Below are 20,618 nucleotides of genomic sequence, written 5' to 3' on the forward strand. Positions count from 1 at the left end.
GCACGGCGCATGGCGCCTCAGGGCGCCTTCTGTACGCCCTTGTTGAACTCGGCCAGCGAAAGCTGGCCGTTCCCGTCGGCATCCATCTCCTCGAAGCGTTGCGAGACCGCCGGCAGCTGCCGCGCCTCTTCGGCGCTGAGCTGGCCGTCGCGGTTGGCATCGGCGCGCTGGAAGGCGGTCAGGGCGCTGTTGCCGGCGGCGCCTGGCGCCGGCGCATGCTGCACGCCCGTGGCGGCGCCGGACGCCACCAGCTGTGCGCGCTCATGGCTCTGATGGGCGGCATTCTGGGCCAGCACGGCTCCGGTCGATCCAAAGGTGAGGGCAGAGAACAGCACCACGCTGAGCACCTCGAACGACGAGATATTGCAGTTGAGCATGGTCTTTTTCATCGCCGGGCCGTCCCAAGATGAAAAGCACCCCTCCCGGAGGGGCAGCGACCACACGGCAGTGGGGAGCGGGGGGTGTCATTTTTCATGCCGGTTCATTCCTTCGCTAGTCAAACACAGGCCCGTATTGCAGCGCAGGCGCCCTGTGCGGGCCAGCTTTTTTGCCGGCTGTTGCCCTGGACTACATTTGCCTGCGAGTTGTAACCGCTGCCTGCGCAAGGCGTTCGTGTCCGATCACAATCGGGTGCAGAGCAATACGCAAGGAATACACCATGGGCAACCGCCTCACGCAAATCGCGACCCGCACCGGCGACGACGGAACGACCGGCCTGGGCGACAACACCCGCGTTTCCAAGAACAGCGGCCGCCCGCATGCCATGGGCGATGTGGACGAGCTCAACTCCCACATCGGCCTGCTGCTGTGCGAGCCGCTGCCCCAGGATGTGCGCGAGCTGCTGGTCGATGTGCAGCATCAGCTCTTCAACCTGGGCGGCGAGCTGTCCATGCCCGGCTACGAGCTGCTCAAGGACGATGCGCTGCTGCAGCTGGACCAGGCCCTGGCGCGCTACAACGCCGGCCTGCCGCGGCTGCTGGAATTCATCCTGCCTGCGGGCACGCGCGCCGCGGCCCAGGCCCATGTCTGTCGTACCGTGGCGCGCCGCGCCGAGCGCAGCGTGGTGGCCCTGCAGCAGGGCGAGGCCATGCGCAGTGCGCCGCGCCAGTACCTGAACCGCCTGTCGGACCTGCTGTTCGTGCTGGCGCGCGTGCTCAACCGCATGGATGGCGGCGACGACGTGTACTGGAAGAGCGAGAGGCTGATGAAAGGCACACCCTGAGCGGCTGCGCCGCTTCCCCCTCTCTCGCTTCGCGGGAGGGGGACGAGACCCTCGCTGCGGGGCGGCCCTTGCTCGGTGTTTCCGGCTTGTGGCATGCCTGTTCATGCGCAGCGCCATGGACGGACTGACAAGGAAAAATGCATGCGCTTGCGGCATATCGAGGTCTTCAACGCGGTCATGCAGACCGGCAGCGTCAGCGCGGCCGCGCGGCTCATCAACATCACGCAGCCGGCCGTCAGCCGCACGTTGCAGCATGCGGAGCTGCAGCTGGGCTTTGCGCTGTTCCAGCGCACGCGCGGACGGCTGACGCCGACCAACGAGGCCCAGGCGCTGTTCCCGCATATCGAGAAGCTGTTCGAGCAGCTCGACGAGGTGCAGCGCCTGGCGGCCAATCTGCGCCACGGCCAGGCGGCCGACCGCATCACGGTGCTCACCGTGTTCGCGCTCAGCCGCGAAGTGCTGCCGCGCGCCGTGGCCGGCTTTCGGCGCCGCCATCCGCAGGTCCAGGTGCATGTGCAGGCCTTGCACACGCCCCAGGTGGTCTCCGGCCTGCTGTTGCAGGAGGCCGATGTGGGCTTTGTCATCAGCTCCGTGGGCCAGCCCGTGCTGGAGCATGAGCTGCTGGCCGAGGTGGACATGTTCTGCGTGCTGCCCAAGGGGCTGCTGCCGCCTTCGCGCGTGCGACAGGCCGGCATGGCGCTGCAGGACCTGGCCGCGCTGCCGCTGGTCGCGCTCGATGCGCGCGACCCCCTGGGCATGCGCATAGGCCAGGCCTGCCGCGAGCACGGCGTGGGCCTGTCGCCCGTGGTGACGGTGCAGACCTATCACGCCGCGCTGTCCATGGCCGAATACGGGCTGGGTGCGGCCATCGTGGACGGCTGCACGGCCCTGGCCGCCGATAGGCGCAAGGTCCATGTCGTGCCGCTGCTGCCGCAGATCGCGGTGGGCGTGAATGCGCTGCGCCTGGGCCAGCGCCCGAACTCGGTGCTCGCGCGCGCCATGACGCAGGAGATGCGCAAGGCGTTGAAAGAGTTGTTGGTATCCCCCTGAGGCGCTGCGCGCCTTCCCCCTGGAAGGGGGACGACACCCTCGCTGCGGGGCGGCCCTTGCTCGGTGTCTCTGGGTTGGGCCGTGTCCGTTTGAGCGCTGCGAGTGACGAGAAGCCTGGCAAAGAGGCTGTTTACGCCTCTTTCCTGTTGGAGGCGCTGTCAGGCTTGCCGCATTTGCGCCGCGAGCCGCTGCGCCGAGCCGAAGGCCAGCGTCAGGCCGAGCGCGCCGTGGCCGGTCTGCAGCCACAGGTTGCGTGGGCCGCCGCGCTGGCGGCCCGTGATGGGCAGGCCCGTGGGCGTGGCGGGGCGCATGCCGCTCCAGGGACGGAGCGCGCCGTCCAGCGGCAGTTGGGCGAACACCTCGCGGGTGGAGCGGCGCAGGCTGTCGATGCGGCGCGCATCGATGCGCGTGTCGGGTCCCACGATTTCCACCATGCCCGCCACGCGCAGGCGCTCGCCCAGGCGCGCAAAGACCACCTTGCGCGCCGTGTCGGTCACGCTCACGCGTGGCGCCGCATGCGGCAAGTGGGCCGGAATGTCGGCCGTGATGCTGTAGCCCTTGAGCGGGTAGACGGGAATGCGCAGGCCGAGCTCGCGCGCATGGAGCGCGCTTTCCCAGCCGCTGGCCAGAACGTAATGGTCGGCGTGCAGTGGCCCCGCTGCCGTTCGCAGGCCGGTGATGGCATCGCCCTGTCGCTCGAAGCCCCGCAATGCGGTACCGAAGCGCAGGTCGGCACCGCGCGCGGCCAGCCGCGCCGCGAGCTGCTCGCAGAGCTGGTGGCAGTCGGCCGCGCTCTCGCTTGGCGTGTAGACCGCGCCGGCGATGCGCGGCGCATATCCGGCCAGGGCCGGCTCTATGCGCGCCACTTCGGCCGCATCGACGATGCGCTGCCGCGCGCCGCCCAGCTGTGCCTGCAGCGCCACCTGGCGGGCAGCGGCATCCAGTCCCTGTTGCGTGGGATAGAGCACCAGCTTGCCCGGCGTGTGCAGGTCGCAGGCCAGCGCTTCCTGCACCTGCATCTCTTCGAAGGCCTGGCGGCTTTCTGCGGCCAGCGCCAGCAGCGCGCGCGTGCCGGCCGCGGAGGCCTGCGCATTGCAGGCTGCGAGAAAGCGCAGCCCCCAGGCCCATTGCCGGGGATCGGCGCGCAGCCTGAAGGCCAGCGGCGAATCCTTTGCCAGCAGCAGCTTGGGCAGCATCTTCCAGATGCCGGGATCGGCCAGCGGCTGCACATAGGAGTAGCTCAGCTGTGCGCCGTTGCCGCCGCTGGCGCCGGCTGCCGCATCCGGCGCGCGCTCAATCAGCGTGATGCGGTGGCCGGCGCGCTGCAGCACATAGGCCGTGGCCAGGCCGGCGATGCCGGCGCCCACGACACAGACATGCATTGATCGTTGTTCCATAGCTGTCGCACTGTAGGCCCGCGCCGGCCCGGCCAGCCATGGTTTTTGCTGCATGGGGTATGCGCTCAGGTTATGGATTTTCTGCCTGCACGGAACGGCGGATGGAATACATCGCGAGGGAAATCCGGCCGAGATCCTTCCCCGTTGAATGCCTCGCCATCCATAAATACAAGGCATGGACCAGCCCGATATTGTCATCACCGCTTCGCGCCGGCTGTTCCTACACTAGCCCCCACATCCACCAACGATGAGGAGACAAGGCATGAAACTTCACATCCGGCTGCTGTGCGCGGCCATGGGCCTGGGCAGCTTGGCAGTCGCCCAGGCCGATACCCTGGCCAAGGTGCGCGACAGCGGACGCATCACGCTGGCCTACCGCGAGTCCTCCGTACCCTTCAGCTACCTGGAAAACGGCAAGCCCATCGGCATGACGGTGGAGATCTCGCAGGCCGTGGCCGAGGCCGTGAAGAAAGCGCTGAACAAGCCCGACCTCAAGGTCATGTGGCAGGCCGTGACCTCGCAGAACCGCATACCGCTGCTGGCCAACGGCACCATCGACCTGGAGTGCGGATCGACGACCAACAACACGGTGCGCGCCAAGGAAGTGGGCTTTGCCATCAACCATTTCTACACCGGCACGCGGCTGCTGGTGAAGAAGAGTTCGGGCATCCGGGACTATGCCGACCTCAAGGGCAAGACCGTGGCCATCACCACGGGCACGACCAATCTGCAGGTGCTGCGCAAGGCCAATGCCGAGCAGAACTGGGGCCTGAACATCGTCATGGCCAAGGACCATGCCGACGGTTTCCTGCTCGTCGAGAACGACCGCGCCGCGGCTTTCGGCATGGACGACATCCTGCTCTACGGCCTGATCGCCAACGCCAAGAATCCGCAGGACTTCCAGGTCGTGGCCCAGCCGCTGCAGGTGGAGCCCTATGCCTGCATGCTGCGCAAGGACGATCCGCAGTTCAAGCAGCTGGTCGACGGCGTGATCGGCGACATGATGAAGTCGGGCGCTTTCGCCAGGCTCTACGACAGGTGGTTCATGCAGCCGATCCCGCCCAAGGGCGCGGCGCTGGGCCTGGCCATGAGCGAGCAGCTGCAGCGCAACCTGCAGGAGCTCAGCGACAAGCCGGCTTTTTGAAATACCCCCTGTGGCGCTTCGCGCCTTCCCCCTGAAGGGGGACGACACCCTCGGTGCGGGGCGGCGCGGCCGGCTTAGGCCCTTCCTCGGTGTCCCTCGCTTGGGGCGCGCCGGTTTCATGCGCGGTGCTTGGAATGACAGAGATAGCGAAATGACGGAAGTGAAACGGCAGCCCCCGCACGCCGTGGGCATTCTTGGCGGCATGGGGCCTGCGGCGGGCGCCGATTTCGTGCGGCTGTTCGTGCAGGCCTGCACCCGGCAGCTGCATGAGCAGGGGCGGCCCGTGCACGACCAGGCCTATCCCGAGCACTGGCTGGTGCAGCTGCCCATGCCCGACCGCACGCAGGCGCTGCGCGGCGACCCGCAGTCGCCCCTGGGGCCGGCACCGCACCTGTTGCAGGGCATGGGCCGCCTTGCCGCCCTGGGCGTGCGCAGCGTGGCGCTGGCCTGCAACACCGCGCATGCCTGGCATGGGCAGCTGCAGGCGCTGTTTCCGCAGCTGCATGTGCTGCACATCGCGCGGCAGACCGCGGCCCATCTGCAGGCCGCCGGCGCGCGCCAGGCCATCGTGCTGGCTACGCAGGGAACCTACGACAGCGGGCTCTACGACGCCGCGCTGGCCCGCCATGGCATCGCACCCCTGCTGCCCGATGCGGCAGGCCGTACGCAGCTCATGCGGGGCATCTACGAAGGCGTCAAGCAGGGTGACATGGCGCTGGCCACGCAATGCTTCGGCGCCGTATTGGTTCCGCTGCTGCAGCGCCACGGCAACGTGCCCGTGATCATGGGCTGCACCGAGATCCCGCTGGCGCTGCCGCAGGCACCGCAGGCGCTGGGCACGCAGCTGATCGATCCGGCCTGGCTGCTGGCGATGGCTCTGGCACGCGACGCCTATGGACTGCAAGCCCAGGAATCCGAGCACGCCGCATAGCCACGGCAGCGCGGCGGCAGGCTCTGGCGGGGGCACAATCGCTGCATGCCCCGCTCTGCCAACTCCCCCAAGTCCGGCCCCAGAACCACGGCCCGCGCTGCCGCCGCACAGGATGGCGCGACCGAACCGGTGGATTCGTCTTTCCTGCGCACCCTGGTCGGCTACAACGCCCGCCGGGCGGCGCTGTCCATCATCGAAGTCTTCATGCAGCGCATGAGCGCCTACGACCTCAAGGTGGTGGAGTTCTCCATGCTGTCCCTGGTGGGGCACAACCCCGGCATCACCTCGCGCCAGCTGTGCGCCACGCTGGGCGTGCTGCCGCCCAACCTCGTGGGCCTGATCGCCGCGCTGGAGCGCCGGGGCCTGATCAAGCGCTTGCCCCATCCCAGCGACGGCCGGGCCATGGGCATACACCTGACGGCCGCCGGCACCGAGCTGATGCAGGAGGCCGAACAGACCGTCGCGCAGCTGGAGGTGGAGGCCACCTCGCGCCTGACGGACGCCGAGCGCAAGACACTGATCCGGCTGCTGCAGAAGATCTACTGAGGCCGGGTCCCGAAGCCCAGCAGCCGCACCGCGTTGCCCTTGAGGATGCCGGGCATGACCTCGGGCTTGAAGCCCGCCTCCTGGAAGTCCTTCATCCAGCGTTCGGGCGTGATCAGCGGGTAGTCGCTGCCGAACAGCACGCGGTCCTTCAGCAGGGTGTTGGCGTACTGGACCAGCTGCTTGGGGAAATACTTGGGGCTCCAGCCCGACAGGTCGATCCAGACATTGGGCTTGTGCGTGGCCACGCTCAGGGCCTCGTCCTGCCACGGAAAGCTCGGATGGGCCATGACGATCTGCATGTCGGGAAAGTCGATGGCCACATCGTCCAGGTGCATGGGGTTGCTGTATTCCAGCCGCAGGCCGCCGCCGCAGCGCATGCCGCTGCCGATGCCGCTGTGCCCGGTGTGGAAGATGGCCGGCAGCTTGTGCTCGGCAATCACTTCGTAGATGGGCCAGGCCATGCGGTCGTAGGGGTGGTAGCCTTGCACCGTGGGGTGGAACTTGAAGCCCTTGATGCCTTCCTGCTCGATCAGGCGGCGCGCCTCGCGCGCGCCCATCTTTCCCTTGTGCGGGTCGATGCTGGCGAAGGCCACCATCATGTCGCTGTTGGCGCGCGCGGCCTCGGCGATCTCCTCGTTGGGAATGCGGCGGCGGCCCAGCTGGGACTCGCTGTCCACCGTGAACATGACCAGGCCGATCTTCTGCTCGCGGTAATAGGCCACGGTCTCGGCGATGGTGGGGCGGCGGCCGTTCTTGAAGTACTTGTCGGCCGCGCGGTCGTATTCCTCGCCATAGTTGTCGAACGGGTTCCAGCAACTGACTTCGGCATGGGTGTGGATGTCGATGGCAATCAGGTTCTCGTGGTCCATGCAGCGCTCCTTGGTTCGGGTAAGTCCCGGTGAAATTGGTTATAAATAATAATCAAAATTCGCTCATCGAGAAAGCCTGTATGAACTACCAAGACATCCATTTCGAACTGCGCGGCGACCACTCCGAAGTCGCCGTGGTCCGCCTGGCGCGCACCGCCAAGCGCAATGCCCTGAGCGACGGCCTGATCCTGGCGCTGCGCGATCTCTTCGAGCAGATGCCCGCCAGCGTGCGCGCGGCCGTCATCGACGGCGAGGGCCCGCATTTCTGCGCCGGCCTGGACCTGTCCGAATTGCAGGAGCGCGACGCGGGCCAGGGCCTGCACCACTCGCGCATGTGGCATGCGGCGCTGGACCGCGTGCAATACGGCCCCGTGCCCGTGATCGCCGCGCTGCACGGCGCCGTGGTGGGCGGCGGGCTGGAGCTGGCCAGCGCCTGCCATATCCGCGTGGCCGATGCCTCCACCTTCTACGCGCTGCCCGAAGGCTCGCGCGGCATCTTCGTGGGCGGCGGCGGCGCGGTGCGCATTCCCAAGCTCATCGGCGTGGCGCGCATGACGGACATGATGCTCACCGGCCGCGTCTACGACGCGCAGGAAGGCGAGCGCGTGGGCCTGGCCCAGTACCTCGTGCCCGAGGGCCAGGCCTTCGACAAGGCGCTGGAGCTGGCACTGCGCGTGGCGCAGAACGCACCTCTGACCAACTACGCGCTGATGCACGCGCTGCCGCGCATTGCCGAGCAGCCGGCCGACCAGGGCCTGTTCACCGAAGCCATGATGGCCGCCATCGCCCAGAGCGCGCCCGAGGCCAAGCAGCGCCTTGCCGATTTCCTCGAAGGCCGCGCAGCCAAAGTCCGCAAGAACTGAAACTACCAAAAACATAGCTGCCAGCGCCTTGCCCACAAGCGACTGCGGCAGATTGGAGACAAAACCCATGAGCGACACCACCACGGATGCGTCCCGCTACCGTCCCATGCCTTTCGGCGTCACCCGCGTCAGCCTGCGCGATGGGGCGCCGGGCGTGCGCTACCTGTCGGCCGATTTGCCCCTGGGCGCGTATGCGCGCCGCGTGACGGACTATCTGCTGCACTGGGCCGAGGCGGCGCCCGAACGCAGCTTTCTGGCCCGCCGCGAGGCGCTGGCCGACGGCCGCACCGGGGACTGGCAGCACGTGAGCTACGGCCAGGCGCTGGAGGCCGCGCGCAGCATCGGCCAGGCCCTGCTCGACCGCGGCCTGACGGCCGAGCGGCCCGTGCTGGTGCTCAGCGAGAATTCGCTCGAGCATGCGCTGCTGGCGCTGGGCTGCATCTATGCGGGCGTGCCGTACTGCCCGGTGTCGCCGGCCTATGCCACGGTGAGCCAGGATTTCGACAAGCTGCGCCATGCGCTGGATACGCTCACGCCGGGCCTGGTGTTCGCCGCCGACGGCGCGCGCTATGGACGGGCCATCGAAGCCACGGTGGCGCCGGATGTGGAGGTGGTGCTGGCGCAGGGCGCGATCGCGGGCCGCGCCACCACGCCGTTCATCAGCCTGCGCGCCACGCCGGCCACCGCCGCGGTCGATGCGGCCATGCATGCCACGGGCCCGGGCACCATCGTCAAGTTCCTGTTCACCAGCGGCTCCACCAAGCTGCCCAAGCCCGTGATCAACACGCAGCGCATGTGGTGCGCCAACCTGCAGCAGATCACGCTGTCGCTGCCGGTGCTGGCCCAGGAGCCCCCGGTGCTGGTGGACTGGCTGCCCTGGAACCACACCTTCGGCAGCAACCACAACTTCGGCCTCGTGCTCATGCACGGCGGCACGCTGTACATCGACGACGGCAAGCCCACGGCGGCGCTGATCGGCGAGACGCTGCGCAATCTGCGCGAGATCGCGCCCACGGTCTACTTCAACGTGCCTGCGGGCTTCGAGATGATCGCCGAGGCCATGAAGACCGATGCACAGCTGCGCGACACGCTGCTGTCGCGCCTGCAGATGTTCTTCTACTCGGGCGCCGGCCTGTCCCAGCCCGTGTGGGACAGCCTGCATGCCACGCAGGAATCTGCCATCGGCCAGCGCATCGTCATGGCCACGGGCCTGGGCATGACGGAATCGGCGCCGTCGGCGCTGTTCGTCAACAGCGCCGAGGTGCGCGCCGGCCATGTCGGCGTGCCCGTGCCGGGCATGACGCTCAAGCTCGTCGATGTGGACGGCAAGACCGAGGTGCGCTACCGCGGCCCCAATGTGACGCCCGGCTACTGGCGCTCCGATGCCGCCACGCGCGACGCCTTCGACGAGGAGGGCTATCTGATCACCGGCGATGCGGTGAAGTGGATCGACGACAGCGACATCCACCGCGGCCTGGCCTTCGACGGCCGCATCGCCGAGGACTTCAAGCTCGCCACGGGCACTTTCGTGAGCGTGGGGCCGCTGCGCGCACGCATCGTCGCGGCCGGCGCGCCCTACATCCAGGACGTGGTGCTCACGGGCCTGAACCAGAAGGAGATCGGGGCGCTGGTGTTTCCCGCAGCCGCCGCGTGCCGCGAGGCCAGCCGCCTGCCGGCCGATGCGCCCTGGACCGAGGTGCTGGCCAGCGCCGGCGTGCGCCAGCGCATCCAGGCCGTGCTGAACCAGCTCGCCCGCGATGCCACGGGCAGCGCCAGCCGCGTGGCGCGGGCGCTGCTGATGGCCGAGCCGCCCTCGCTGGACAAGGGCGAAATCACCGACAAGGGCTCCCTCAACCAGCGCGCCGTGCTCAGGCACCGCGAGGCGCTGGTGGCGGCGCTGCACGAGGGCACGGCGCCCGGCATTTTGCTGGCCCAGGCCTGAACCATATTCCAAGGAGACAGATATGCAGATTCAAGGACAGAGCGCACTGGTCACGGGCGGCGCATCGGGCCTGGGCGAGGCCACGGCGCGCGCACTGGCACGCCTGGGCGCCCGTGTGGCGGTGCTGGACCGCAATGCCGAACAGGCCGCCAGGGTGGCCGCGGACATCGGCGGCGTGGCCTGCGCCTGCGACATCACCGATGCCGCCAGCGTGGCCGCCGCGCTGGAGCAGGCCGCGGTCGCCCACGGCCCGGCACGCATTCTGATGAACGTGGCGGGCATAGGCAGCGCCAAGCGCATCGTGCAGCGCGACGGCAGCGCTGCGCCGCTCGAGGACTTCGCGCGCGTCGTGAACATCAACCTCATCGGCACATACAACGTGAGCCGCCTGTTCGCTGCGGCATGCAGCCGGCTGGAGGCTCTCGACAACGGGGAGCGCGGCGTGATGCTGTTCACGGCCTCGGTGGCGGCCTTCGACGGCCAGGTGGGCCAGCAGGCCTACAGCGCCTCCAAGGCGGGCCTGGCCGGCATGACGCTGCCCATGGCGCGCGACCTGGCCCAGCATGCGATACGCGTATGCACCATCGCGCCCGGCCTGTTCGCCACGCCACTGATGCAGGAGCTGCCCGAGGCCGTGCAGCAGTCGCTGGCCGCGAGCATCCCCTTCCCGCCGCGCCTGGGCCGGCCCGAGGAGTTTGCCGAGCTCGCCTGCCACATCGTGACCAACGGCCACCTGAACGGCGAGGTGATCCGCCTGGACGGCGCGTTGCGCATGGCTCCGCGCTGAGTTGCCAATCCGAACGAACGGAGACCCGCATGCCTGCTCTTTCCAAGCTCACGCTCGTCGCCTGCGCCGCCTGGGCGGCCTGCACCCTGGTGCCACCTGCTGCTGCGCAGACGGCCGCATCCGGGCGCCTGGCCCCGCTGGTGGACGAGATATACCCCCGGCTTGAAGCGCTCTACCAGGACCTCCATGCGCACCCCGAGCTGGGCTTCCAGGAAACGCGCACCGCCGCCGCGCTGGCCGCGCAGATGCGGGCGCTGGGCTTCGAGGTGACCGAAGGCGTGGGCCGCACCGGCGTGGTGGCGCTCTACCGCAATGGCAGCGGCCCGACGGTGCTGGTGCGCACCGAACTCGATGCGCTGCCGATGGAGGAGAAGACCGGCCTGCCCTATGCCAGCCGGGCCAGGGCGCAATGGAACGGCAGCGAGACCTTCGTGGCCCACAGCTGCGGCCATGACATACACATGGCCAGCTGGGTCGGCACGGCGCAAGCGCTGCTCGCGCTCAAGGACCAGTGGCATGGCACGCTGATGTTCATCGGCCAGCCGGCGGAGGAGTCGGTGGGCGGAGCCAAGGCCATGGTGGACGACGGCCTCTTCAAGCGCTTTCCCAAGCCGGACTTCGCCTTCGCGCTGCACACAGATCCCATGGCCTACGGCTACGTGGGCTATCGCGCGGGGCCGATGACCTCGGCCGCCGACGGCCTGGAAATCACATTCAAGGGCCGCGGAGGCCATGGCTCGGCACCGCATGCGACGATCGACCCGATTGCCATCGGCGCGCATTTCGTGACCGATGTGCAGACCGTGGTCAGTCGCGAGAAGAACCCGTTCGAATTCGGTGTGGTCACCATCGGTGCGTTCCAGGCCGGCACTGTCGGCAACATCATTCCCGCCGAAGCCAGGCTCAGCGGCACCATCCGAAGCTACGATCCCGCGGTGCGCCGGAAGCTGATCGACGGCGTACGCCGGACGGCGCTGGCATCGGCCGCCAGTGCCGGCGCACCGGAACCCGAGCTGCATGTGGGCGAGGGCGGTGTCGGCGCCGTGGTCAACGATGCCGCGCTGGTGCAGCGCACGGTGGCCGCGCTGCAGGCGCAGCTGGGCGCCGACCATGTGGTGCAGGTGCCGCCCATTACCGCGAGCGAGGACTTCTCCGTGTTGGGCGAGAACGGCATTCCCTCGATGTTCTTTGTCGTCGGCGTGAGCGATCCCAAGGACGTGGCCGCGTCGAAGCAGCCCGGCGGCAAGCCGCTGCCCTTCAACCACTCGCCGTTCTTCGCGCCCGTGCCCGAACCCTCGATCAAGGTCGGCGTGCGGGCCATGACGACGGCGGTGCTGTCGGCCATGGGAGCGAAGCACTGAGAAGGCCGAGCCAGGCGCCCGCCATCGCCCTCCCGAGGTGCACGCATGCAGCCTGAAAGTCCTTTCCCGCCACCAGGAGACATCCATGCCAGTGCAACGCCGCCACTTCATCCAGACCCTGGGTAGCACCATCTGCGGCACGGCAGCCCTGGGCGCGTTCGCGCCCCTCGAGGCCGGGGCCCAGCAGGCGCTGGAGCAGGTCAAGATCATGTACGGCTTTCCGGCCGGCAGCGCGGGCGACAGCGTGGCGCGCCGCGTGGCCGAGAAGCTGGGCGGCACGGCCTACAGCAGGAATGCCGGCTATGTGGAAAACCGGCCGGGAGCCGGCGGCCGCATCGCGGTGGAGACGCTGAAGCACTCGGCCGCCGACGGCTCGGTGCTGGCGCTGGCGCCCGTGTCGGCCTTCTCGGTCTATCCGCACATCTATCCGCGGCTCGGCTACAAGGCCGAGGATGCGGCGCCGGTGTCCATGGGCGCCGTCATGCTGCACGGCCTGGCCGTGGGGCCGGCCGTGCCGGCCGAGGTCAGGACGCTCAAGGACTTTCTCGCCTGGGCCAGGGCCAACCCGGAAAAGGCCAGCTACGGCACGCCGGGATCCGGCTCCATGCCGCATCTGCTGGGTGCCCTGCTGGGCCTGCGCGCGGGCGTGCCGCTCAACCATGTGCCCTACCGCGGCACCGTGCCCAGCATCACCGATCTCGTGGGCGGCCAGGTTGCCGCGGCCGTGAACCCCAGCGGCGACTATCTGCAATACCTGAAGGCGGGCCGCGTGCGCGTGCTGGCCCTGTCGGGCAGGAAGCGCTCTCCCTACCTGCCCGATGTGCCCACGTTTGCCGAGCTTGGCTATCCCGACGTGACGTCGGAGGAGTGGTTCGGCTTCTATGCCCCGGCCCGGGTGCCGTCGGCCGTGCTGGCCCATGCCAACGCGGCCATCACGGCCGCGCTCAAGGACAGGTCGGTCATCGATTCGCTGGCGCTGGTGGGGCTGGTGGCGCGCGGCAGCACGCCGCAGGAGATGGCGGCCGACCAGAAGGCCGAGTTCGAGCGCTGGGGGCCGCTGGTCAGGCAGATCGGCTTCACGGCCGAGTCCTGAGCCGCGCCTGCACCGGTGGCCAGCCGGTCAGTCCATGGCGGCCACGGCCGCCTTGTAGATGCTCTGGCGGGGCTGGGCCATGAGGCGGCGCAGCATGGGCTCGAACTCCGAGATCGGCAGCGTCTCGCCCCTGGGGTCGAAGGCCGGGTTGTCGTAGAGTTCGCAGAACTCGGCCGTGCGCTCGTAGTGCGGGTGGTCCCTGAACTGCGCGCGCATGTCGCGGTCCAGCCCGATGTGGTGAAAGAAGTAGTGGCCCTGGAAGATGCCGTGGTGCTTGACCATCCAGTGGTTGGCCTCGCTCACGAAGGGCTGGACAATGGCCGCCGCGATGTCGGGATGGTTGAACGAGCCCAGCGTGTCGCCGATGTCGTGCAGCAGTGCGCAGACCACGTATTCCTCGTCGCGCCCGTCGCGCAGCGCGCGCGTGGCGGTCTGCAGAGAGTGCGTGTAGCGGTCCACCGGAAAGCCGCCGTAGTCGCCTTCCAGCAGCTTCAGATGCGCCATGACGCGGTCCGGCAGCCCTTGCGCGAACTGCGCGAATTCGCCGCCTATCAATCGCCAGTCGTCGCGCGTGCTGTCCTGCATGCGGATGAAGTTCGCCCGTGCATTCATGCCTGTCTTTCGTGGGTGGATGTAGGGCTACTGTAGGGCGGCATGGAGGGCCGCGCTGTCAATGGCATGACATGCGCGCGAAAGGGCCGGGGGCGGCATCCCCGGTCCGCTGAATCAATAGGTCTCCAGGTGCAGGCGTCCCTCGCGCTTGAGGCGCTGGCCCAGGGCTTCCCATTCGAGGCCGGCCTGCTGCGCCACATCGCGCAGGGCCAGCAGCACGCCTTCCTCCATGCTCTTGAGGCCGCAGACGTAGATGTAGGTGTTGTCGTCGCCCAGCAGCCGGGCCAGGTCCACCGCACGTTCGCGGATGGCATCCTGCACGTAGCGGCGCGGCTGGCCGGGCACGCGCGAGAAGGCCAGGTTGTTGTCCATGAAGTCCTTGGGCAGGCTTTGCAGTGGGCCGAAGTAGGGCAGCTCCTGGGGCGTGCGCGCGCCGAAGAACAGCATGAGCTTGCCGCCGTCGAACTTGCCGCTCCTGCGCAGGCGCCGGCGCCATTCGGTCATGGCGCGCATGGGCGCGCTGCCGGTGCCGGTGCAGATCATGACGATGTGCGAGCGCGGATGGTTGGGCATGAGGAAGGAAGTGCCGAACGGGCCGATGACCTGCACCTTGTCGCCCACCTGCAGGTCGCACAGATAGTTGCTGGCCACGCCGCGCACGGGCCGGCCTTCGTGGTCCTGGGTGACGCGCTTGACGGTCAGCGCCACGTTGTTGTAGCCGGGGCGTTCGCCGTTGCGCGCGCTGGCCACCGAATACTGGCGCGCGACATGGGGCTTGCCGCTGGCATCCAGGCCCGGCGGGATCACGGCAATCGACTGGCCTTCGAGCACGGGAAACGGCATGGCGCCGAAGTCCAGCACGATGTGGTGGGTCTCGCTGGCGAAGCCTGCCTCCGTGCAGTTGAGATTGCCGGTCACGGTGGCCGTGACCGGATTCCTGGGGCCGTAGAGGTTGGAATAGGCATGGGCTGCGGACCAGGGCGGCACGGTGGCCCCGTAGGCGGCCGCCCTGAAGGCCGGTTCGGCGGCTGCGTTGCTGGCGCTGGCGCTGCTCGCCAAGGCGGCCGCCGCAATCACGGCCTGGGCCTGGGTCAGGTCCGCGGGTTCCTGCTGCGCGGCGGCCAGTCGCTCGGCCGGCAACTCCTCGGGCAGGCTTTCCCAGCCGTACTGCTGCGCCAGCGTGTAGGCCTGCAGGGCCGGCACCTTGCGCCAGTTGTCGATGGCGCCGGTGGGGCAGGGGGAGATGCAGTCCATGCAGCCATTGCATTTGTCGGCCATGACCACGTAGTTGGTGTCGTCATGCGTGATGGCATCGACCGGGCAGGTGGCTTCGCAGGTGTTGCAGCGAATGCAGATTTCCGGATCGATCAGATGCTGGTTGAGGATGCCGTTTTCAATCAACGTGGTGGTGGTCATGTTCTTCTCCCAACAAATATCGCCATGCCTTGGTGCGCGACCCTTGGAATCGGCGCAGCCGCCCAGGGGATTAATTGAAGCGGACGTACTCGAAATCGACAGGCTGGCGATTGATGCCCATGACCGGCGGGGCAATCCAGCCCGCGAACTTGCCAGGCTCCAGGCACCGGCCCATGAGCGAGGCCACGAAGGTGCGGTCCTCGTCGGTGGGCAGCCATTCCTTCTTGCGCAGCTCCCATTCCTGCTCGCTCACGGGGCGGCCGTCGGGGCTGATGCGCACGCCGGCCAGCGCGCCGATCTGGCGGTTGAAGGCCTTGTGCGGCACCGTGAGGCGGAAATCGATGCCGGCCTTTTCCATCACCTTGTTCCAGCGGCCCACGCCGGCATTGCTGTCCTTGATGTAGTCGTCGCGCAGCACCTCGTTCAGGGCGTTGAGCATGGGCACGTCCTTTTCCTGCAGCCTGCCGTCCACCACTTCCAGCACCTTGTACTGCTGGTCATGCAGCGCATGGTCGTCGCTGCGCTTGCCTTCCTCGTAGCGGCCCTTGAGGCCCGAGCTGTAGAAGGTGGCGGCATTGCTGGACTGGTCGGCGCCGAACAGGTCGATGGTCACGCTGTAGTGGAAGTTCAGGTAGCGCTGGATGGTGGGCAGGTCGATCACGCCGGCCGCGCGCAGCCGGCTCACATCGTCGGTGCCGAGCTCGTTCATGACCTGGCAGGTGCGGGCCAGCACGCGCGAGACGCCGGATTCGCCCACGAACATGTGGTGGGCCTCCTCGGTCAGCATGAACTTGGTGGTGCGCGCCAAGGGGTCGAAGGCGCTTTCGGCCAGGGCGGCCAGCTGGAACTTGCCGTCGCGGTCGGTGAAGTAGGTGAACATGAAGAAGCTCAGCCAGTCGGGCGTCTTCTCGTTGAAGGCGCCCAGGATGCGCGGATTGTTCTCGTCGCCCGACTGGCGCTCGAGCAGTGCCTCCGCCTCCTCGCGGCCGTCGCGGCCGAAGTGCTTGTGCAGCAGGTAGACCATGGCCCACAGGTGGCGGCCTTCCTCCACATTGACCTGGAACAGGTTGCGCAGGTCGTACAGCGAAGGCGCGGTCAGGCCCAGGTGGCGCTGCTGCTCCACTGACGCGGGCTCGGTGTCGCCCTGGGTGACGATGATGCGGCGCAGGTTGGCGCGGTGCTCGCCGGGCACGTCCTGCCAGGCCTTCTCGCCCCTGTGGTCGCCGAAGTGGATGGTGCGGTTTTCCTCCGCGGGGTTGAGGAAGATACCCCAGCGGTAGTCGCGCATCTTCACGTAGCCGAACTGGGCCCAGCCCTGGGGGTCGACGCTGACCGCGGTGCGCAGGTAGACGTCGTGGTGGGTGGAGCCCTCGGGGCCCACGTCGTCCCACCACCTGATGAAGTTGGGCTGCCAGCTCTCCAGCGCGCGCTGCAGGGTGCGGTCGCTGCTCAGGTCCACGTTGTTGGGAATCTTCTGGCTGTAGTCGATGCTGCTCATGGGATATCTCCTGGATGCGGTGGGGTCAAACGCGATTGAAATCAAAGCCGGCTTTTTGTCCGGTGCCGTAAAGCTTTAAGGCGCCTTTTTCGCCCACGGCATTGGGGCGGTTGAAGATCCAGTTCTGCCAGGCCGACAGGCGTCCGAAGATGCGCGTGACCATGTTTTCCTTGCCGGCAAAGCGCAGGTTGGCCTCGAGGCCCGTGAGCGCATCGGGCGACATGGCGGCGCGCTCCTCGATGGCGATGCGGATCTCGTCCTCCCAGTCGATATCGTCGAGCGCCGCGGTGACCAGGCCCAGCTGCTGGGCCGCATCGCCGTCCAGCGCCCGGCCCACGGCGGCGCGCGCGGCTTCCAGCGGCGCGGCTTCTTCGTAGAAGCGGCGCTGCAGGCGGCTCTGGTCGTTGACCAGGGGCAGCAGGCCGAAATTGAATTCGTCCAGCACCAGGGTGGGCTGGCGCCCGGGCTCGTCGGGCAGCACCAGCATGTAGGCGCGGTCGGCGCAGAAGGCCAGCTCGGCCAGCACGCCGGCAAAGCAGGAGCCGGGCTCGATCAGCGCGAACAGCGAGCGCGAGGACACGTCCAGGCGCGCCAGCGTGCGGCGCAGCAGGCCTATGGTCTCGCGCACCAGCCAGTGGTCCCGGTGGGCCAGCAGGACCTGGTCGGCGGCCAGCACGGCGGCCGCATCGCCCTCGGTCCTGAGGATCCAGGTGCCTATGTCCGGCTCGTTGGTGCGCAGGTGCAGGATGGCGTCGTCCAGTTCGCGGCCCATGGCCAGCGGCCACCAGGCGGCGCCGGCCTGCGCGATGGCGTCGATGTCCCCGGGCTGCGGGCCCTGCGGCGCCCTGACCGTGACGGTGGCGCTGCGCTTGGCGCGGTCGATCTCCACGGCCACATGCCGATAGCCCAGGCTGGCGTCGCCGAGTTCGCGCTCGATGCGGGTCAGCGCAATGCCCTTGGCCGAGGCGGGGCGCTGGCTGGTTGCGGCCAGCTTCTGCGCGTGCTGCTCCACGGTCGCGGCAAATTGCGCGGGCTTGGCCACCGCATCGACCAGGCGCCAGTCCACGGCGCGCTGGCCGCGCACGCCTTCCACGCTGGTGCAGAAGATGTCGGCCAGGTCGTGGCGCACATGGCGCTTGTCGGTCACGCGCGTCAGCCCGCCCGTGCCGGGCAGCACGCCCAGCAGCGGCACCTCGGGCAGGGAGACGGAGGAGGAGCGGTCGTCGATCAGCACGATCTCGTCGCAGGCCAGGGCCAGCTCATAGCCGCCGCCCGCGCAGGCGCCGTTGACTGCGGCGACGAACTTGAGGCCGTCGTGCCTGGAGCTGTCCTCGATGCCGTTGCGGGTCTCGTTCGTGAACTTGCAGAAGTTCACCTTCCAGGCATGCGAGGAAACGCCGAGCATGAAGATGTTGGCGCCCGAGCAGAAGATGCGCTCCTTGCCGCTGGTGACGATGACGCTTTTGACCTCGGGATGCTCGAAGCGGATGCGGTTGAGCGCATCGTGCAGCTCGATGTCCACGCCCAGGTCGTAGCTGTTGAGCTTGAGCTTGTAGCCGGGGCGTATGCCGCCGTCCTCGGCGATGTCCAGCTTCATGCGTGCAACCGGCCCGTCCACTTCAAACGACCAATGGCGGTACTGGCTGGGTTCGGTGCGGTAGTCGACGAGGGATTGCTGCTGCATGGCGGGCCTCTTGAAGATGAAAAATAGTGCAGTTGCTATCGGGTGTAGGCACAATTATGCAGAGTTGCCCAAAAAATGCACGCGGATTTAGGCATTATTTTGCATGTTTCATCGATTCCAAGGGTAAATGCCTATGCGCGGACGTCGCCGTGCCGGAGTGTGAAGGCGAGGCGCCGGACGCAGGCAGGCGCAAGCTGCCGCCATGGTTTCATGGCGGCGAACAAGCGGAATGCGGAAGGCGGGCGTCCCGGCCGGCAGGAAGCCGGCTTCAGGCTGCTCCAGAAAATGGAGCGCGTGGCGCTTTCCAGGCATGGGCTGGAGGCCAGAATGGCTTGAGCCGGGGAGGCCGTGCCCGGATTGCCGGCGCCGGCTGCTGCCGGTGGGCCGCTGCGTGCAGTCAGGCGGCGGCTTCGGGATGGCGCTGCAGCCACTGCGCGAGCTGCTGGCGGTACTGCCGCATTTCCTCGGCATAGCAGTCGTACACGCAGGGGTCGCAGCCGCTTTCGCAGCATTCGTTGGGCTGCGGCGCTTCGGGCGGAACGGGGCGCGGATCGTCGGCCATGCCGGGCTGGAGGGTGTTCATGGTCATGCCGCCGTGATCCGGCGCAGCTCCTCGAAGCTTTGCTGCAGCGTCTTGCCGCTGGTGTCGAGCCGGTGGTCGGCCTTGGAATAGAAGGCGGCGCGGCCGTCGAGGATGCGCCGCAGGTCGTCCATGGCTTCGGGGTTGGCGGCCATGGGGCGCGTGTCGCCCTGGGCGATGACGCGGCCCATGTGTTCCTCGGGATCGGCCTGCAGCCAGACCGTGGTGCAGTGGGTCAGCAGCTCGTTGAAGGTGGCGGGGTCGGAAACGATGCCGCCCGGCGTGGCGATCACCACGTCGCTGTAGATCTGCACGGCTTCCTCGAGCGCGCGGCGCTCGTAGCGGCGGTAGGCGCCGGCGCCGTAGAGGTCGTAGATCTCGCGCACGCTGCAGCCGGCCACGCGTTCGATCTCCTGGTTGAGTTCCAGGAACGGCACCTGCAGCTGCTCGGCCAGCATGCGGCCCAGCGTGGACTTGCCGGCGCCGCGCAGGCCGATCAGCGCGATGCGCGAATGGCGGTGGGCATCGCCGCCGGGCGCCGTGCCCAGGATTTCCCCGGCCGCCATGCGCACGCGCTTGAGGTCTTCCTCGCTGCGGTTTTCCAGCAGCTCGCGCAGCAGCAGCCATTCGGCGCTGGAGGTGGTCACATCGCCGAGCAGTTCGGCCATGGAGCACTGCAGGGCCTGTGCGATCTGGTGCAGCACGAGGATGGAGACATTGCCCGTCCCGTATTCCAGATTGGCCAGGTGGCGCTCGGAAACCTGTGCCGTGACGGCCAGATTGCGGCGGGTCAGCCCCCGGCGCGCGCGCAGCTCGCGCACGCGCTCTCCCAGCGCCTGCAGCACCAGGCTTTTGCCGGCTTCGGCCGGGGTGGCCGCCCCCTCGCTGCCGGCCTCCGATGCAATCTCAAACTGATCCATAAAGCTCCCCAAGACGGCGTGAATCATAAACAGTCGGGGTTAACACCAGTCATGCAATATATTGCTTGACACTGCATTGTGACCTATCTATCTTTCGATTGCACGCACAATATTGCATGTTGTGCGCCCGATATCAATCGCCGCAGGCTATCGCCCTGCGTCCCAGGAGACTGAGATGGACGCGTGCTCCCTCCGTATTTCCCAGCAGGTTTTCCACGATCTGGTGGCCGAAGTGGCCCGCGGCATGGCGGGCCGGCCGCTGGACGCGGACCTGCAGGACTGGCTGAACACGCACTATGGTGCACAGACCCCGCATTACGCCGCATTGCGCCAGGCCTGCGCCACGGGGGTAGATCAAGGCTGGCTGTGTTCGCGTGAAAACGGCGGCATTCGCTGGGGGCGCGTGCACGAGGCCAGCGAGGCGCTGGGCGGCTTTTCGGTGGATGTGGTGGAAATGGACGGGGCGGCCGACCGCGGCATTGCGGGCCCCCACCATAGCCATCCGCTGGGCGAGGTGGACCTGATCCTGCCGCTGGACGAGGGCGCGCTGTTCGACGGCCACGGCGCTGGCTGGTGTGTCTACGGCCCGGGCAGCGCCCACAGCCCCACGGTGAGCGAAGGCGCGGCCCGCGTGCTGTACCTGCTGCCCCAGGGGCAGATCCAGTTCACGCGCCGCGCCGCCTGAGCGGCGGCCTCAGATTCC

At 68.1% G+C, this 20,618-nt stretch carries 20 protein-coding genes; 11 read left to right on the plus strand and 9 right to left on the minus strand.

Annotated elements, in window-relative coordinates; translation table 11 throughout:
* Nucleotides 1–17 precede the first annotated feature (17 nt).
* Complete coding sequence (locus tag Cte04_RS07250) at nt 18–377, minus strand: EF-hand domain-containing protein (protein WP_245633315.1); 360 nt, start codon at nt 375–377, stop codon at nt 18–20.
* 281 nt (nt 378–658) lie between these two features.
* Between Cte04_RS07250 and Cte04_RS07255 the strand changes: the two genes are divergently transcribed.
* Together Cte04_RS07255 and Cte04_RS07260 are read left to right on the plus strand one after the other, a co-directional pair.
* Nucleotides 659–1,222, plus strand: a complete 564-nt coding sequence (locus Cte04_RS07255) for a cob(I)yrinic acid a,c-diamide adenosyltransferase (RefSeq protein WP_066474573.1) — start codon at nt 659–661, stop codon at nt 1,220–1,222.
* Nucleotides 1,223–1,363: 141 nt separating this feature from the next.
* Nucleotides 1,364–2,272, plus strand: coding sequence for a LysR substrate-binding domain-containing protein (locus Cte04_RS07260; RefSeq protein ID WP_066474575.1), 909 nt, complete (start codon nt 1,364–1,366; stop codon nt 2,270–2,272).
* 158 nt (nt 2,273–2,430) lie between these two features.
* Here Cte04_RS07260 and Cte04_RS07265 read toward each other — a convergent pair whose 3' ends face one another.
* On the minus strand, nt 2,431–3,654 hold the full coding sequence (locus Cte04_RS07265; RefSeq protein WP_066474577.1) for a D-amino acid dehydrogenase: 1,224 nt from the start codon (nt 3,652–3,654) through the stop codon (nt 2,431–2,433).
* Nucleotides 3,655–3,931: 277 nt separating this feature from the next.
* Between Cte04_RS07265 and Cte04_RS07270 the strand changes: the two genes are divergently transcribed.
* The 3 genes from Cte04_RS07270 (at nt 3,932) to Cte04_RS07280 (ending at nt 6,290) form a co-directional block, all read left to right on the plus strand.
* A complete protein-coding gene (locus Cte04_RS07270; RefSeq protein ID WP_066474579.1) occupies nt 3,932–4,813 on the plus strand; it encodes an amino acid ABC transporter substrate-binding protein in 882 nt (293 codons plus the stop codon).
* Nucleotides 4,814–4,964: 151 nt separating this feature from the next.
* A complete protein-coding gene (locus tag Cte04_RS07275) occupies nt 4,965–5,744 on the plus strand; it encodes an aspartate/glutamate racemase family protein (protein ID WP_066474581.1) in 780 nt (259 codons plus the stop codon).
* Between the two features lie 45 nt (nt 5,745–5,789).
* Nucleotides 5,790–6,290: a MarR family winged helix-turn-helix transcriptional regulator gene (locus Cte04_RS07280; protein WP_066474584.1), complete on the plus strand. Its 501-nt coding sequence runs from the start codon at nt 5,790–5,792 to the stop codon at nt 6,288–6,290.
* Here the strand turns inward: Cte04_RS07280 and Cte04_RS07285 are convergent.
* A complete protein-coding gene (locus Cte04_RS07285) occupies nt 6,284–7,159 on the minus strand; it encodes an amidohydrolase family protein (RefSeq protein ID WP_066474587.1) in 876 nt (291 codons plus the stop codon). The two genes, Cte04_RS07280 and Cte04_RS07285, sit on opposite strands and share 7 nt — an antisense overlap.
* A gap of 80 nt (nt 7,160–7,239) precedes the next feature.
* Here Cte04_RS07285 and Cte04_RS07290 point away from each other — a divergent pair, with 80 nt between their 5' ends.
* The 5 genes from Cte04_RS07290 (at nt 7,240) to Cte04_RS07310 (ending at nt 13,205) form a co-directional block, all read left to right on the plus strand.
* Nucleotides 7,240–8,022, plus strand: a complete 783-nt coding sequence (locus Cte04_RS07290) for a crotonase/enoyl-CoA hydratase family protein (RefSeq protein ID WP_066474590.1) — start codon at nt 7,240–7,242, stop codon at nt 8,020–8,022.
* A 67-nt stretch (nt 8,023–8,089) separates the two neighbouring features.
* Nucleotides 8,090–9,964: a feruloyl-CoA synthase gene (locus tag Cte04_RS07295; RefSeq protein ID WP_066474593.1), complete on the plus strand. Its 1,875-nt coding sequence runs from the start codon at nt 8,090–8,092 to the stop codon at nt 9,962–9,964.
* Between the two features lie 22 nt (nt 9,965–9,986).
* Nucleotides 9,987–10,751: an SDR family NAD(P)-dependent oxidoreductase gene (locus Cte04_RS07300; protein ID WP_066474599.1), complete on the plus strand. Its 765-nt coding sequence runs from the start codon at nt 9,987–9,989 to the stop codon at nt 10,749–10,751.
* A gap of 29 nt (nt 10,752–10,780) precedes the next feature.
* Nucleotides 10,781–12,112, plus strand: a complete 1,332-nt coding sequence (locus Cte04_RS07305) for an amidohydrolase (protein ID WP_066474601.1) — start codon at nt 10,781–10,783, stop codon at nt 12,110–12,112.
* An 85-nt stretch (nt 12,113–12,197) separates the two neighbouring features.
* Nucleotides 12,198–13,205: a tripartite tricarboxylate transporter substrate-binding protein gene (locus Cte04_RS07310; protein ID WP_066474611.1), complete on the plus strand. Its 1,008-nt coding sequence runs from the start codon at nt 12,198–12,200 to the stop codon at nt 13,203–13,205.
* 27 nt (nt 13,206–13,232) lie between these two features.
* Here the strand turns inward: Cte04_RS07310 and Cte04_RS07315 are convergent, their stop codons facing one another.
* The 6 genes from Cte04_RS07315 to Cte04_RS07340 form a co-directional block, all read right to left on the minus strand.
* Nucleotides 13,233–13,817: an HD domain-containing protein gene (locus tag Cte04_RS07315; protein WP_066474614.1), complete on the minus strand. Its 585-nt coding sequence runs from the start codon at nt 13,815–13,817 to the stop codon at nt 13,233–13,235.
* A gap of 114 nt (nt 13,818–13,931) precedes the next feature.
* A complete protein-coding gene (boxA, locus tag Cte04_RS07320; protein WP_066474623.1) occupies nt 13,932–15,233 on the minus strand; it encodes a benzoyl-CoA 2,3-epoxidase subunit BoxA in 1,302 nt (433 codons plus the stop codon).
* Between the two features lie 70 nt (nt 15,234–15,303).
* Nucleotides 15,304–16,731: a benzoyl-CoA 2,3-epoxidase subunit BoxB gene (gene boxB / locus Cte04_RS07325; RefSeq protein WP_066474626.1), complete on the minus strand. Its 1,428-nt coding sequence runs from the start codon at nt 16,729–16,731 to the stop codon at nt 15,304–15,306.
* Between the two features lie 25 nt (nt 16,732–16,756).
* Entirely contained in the window at nt 16,757–18,415 is a 1,659-nt protein-coding gene (boxC, locus tag Cte04_RS07330; RefSeq protein WP_066474629.1) for a 2,3-epoxybenzoyl-CoA dihydrolase, read from the minus strand.
* A gap of 397 nt (nt 18,416–18,812) precedes the next feature.
* Entirely contained in the window at nt 18,813–18,998 is a 186-nt protein-coding gene (locus tag Cte04_RS07335) for an oxidoreductase-like domain-containing protein (protein WP_157081893.1), read from the minus strand.
* Nucleotides 18,999–19,000: 2 nt separating this feature from the next.
* Complete coding sequence (locus Cte04_RS07340; RefSeq protein WP_066474644.1) at nt 19,001–19,915, minus strand: helix-turn-helix transcriptional regulator; 915 nt, start codon at nt 19,913–19,915, stop codon at nt 19,001–19,003.
* Between the two features lie 175 nt (nt 19,916–20,090).
* Here Cte04_RS07340 and Cte04_RS07345 point away from each other — a divergent pair, with 175 nt between their 5' ends.
* A complete protein-coding gene (locus Cte04_RS07345; protein WP_066474655.1) occupies nt 20,091–20,600 on the plus strand; it encodes a 4-hydroxylaminobenzoate lyase in 510 nt (169 codons plus the stop codon).
* Nucleotides 20,601–20,618: the final 18 nt, after the last annotated feature.

Source organism: Comamonas terrae (genome assembly GCF_001544075.1).
In the GTDB taxonomy this organism is placed as follows: Bacteria; Pseudomonadota; Gammaproteobacteria; order Burkholderiales; family Burkholderiaceae_C; genus Comamonas; species Comamonas terrae.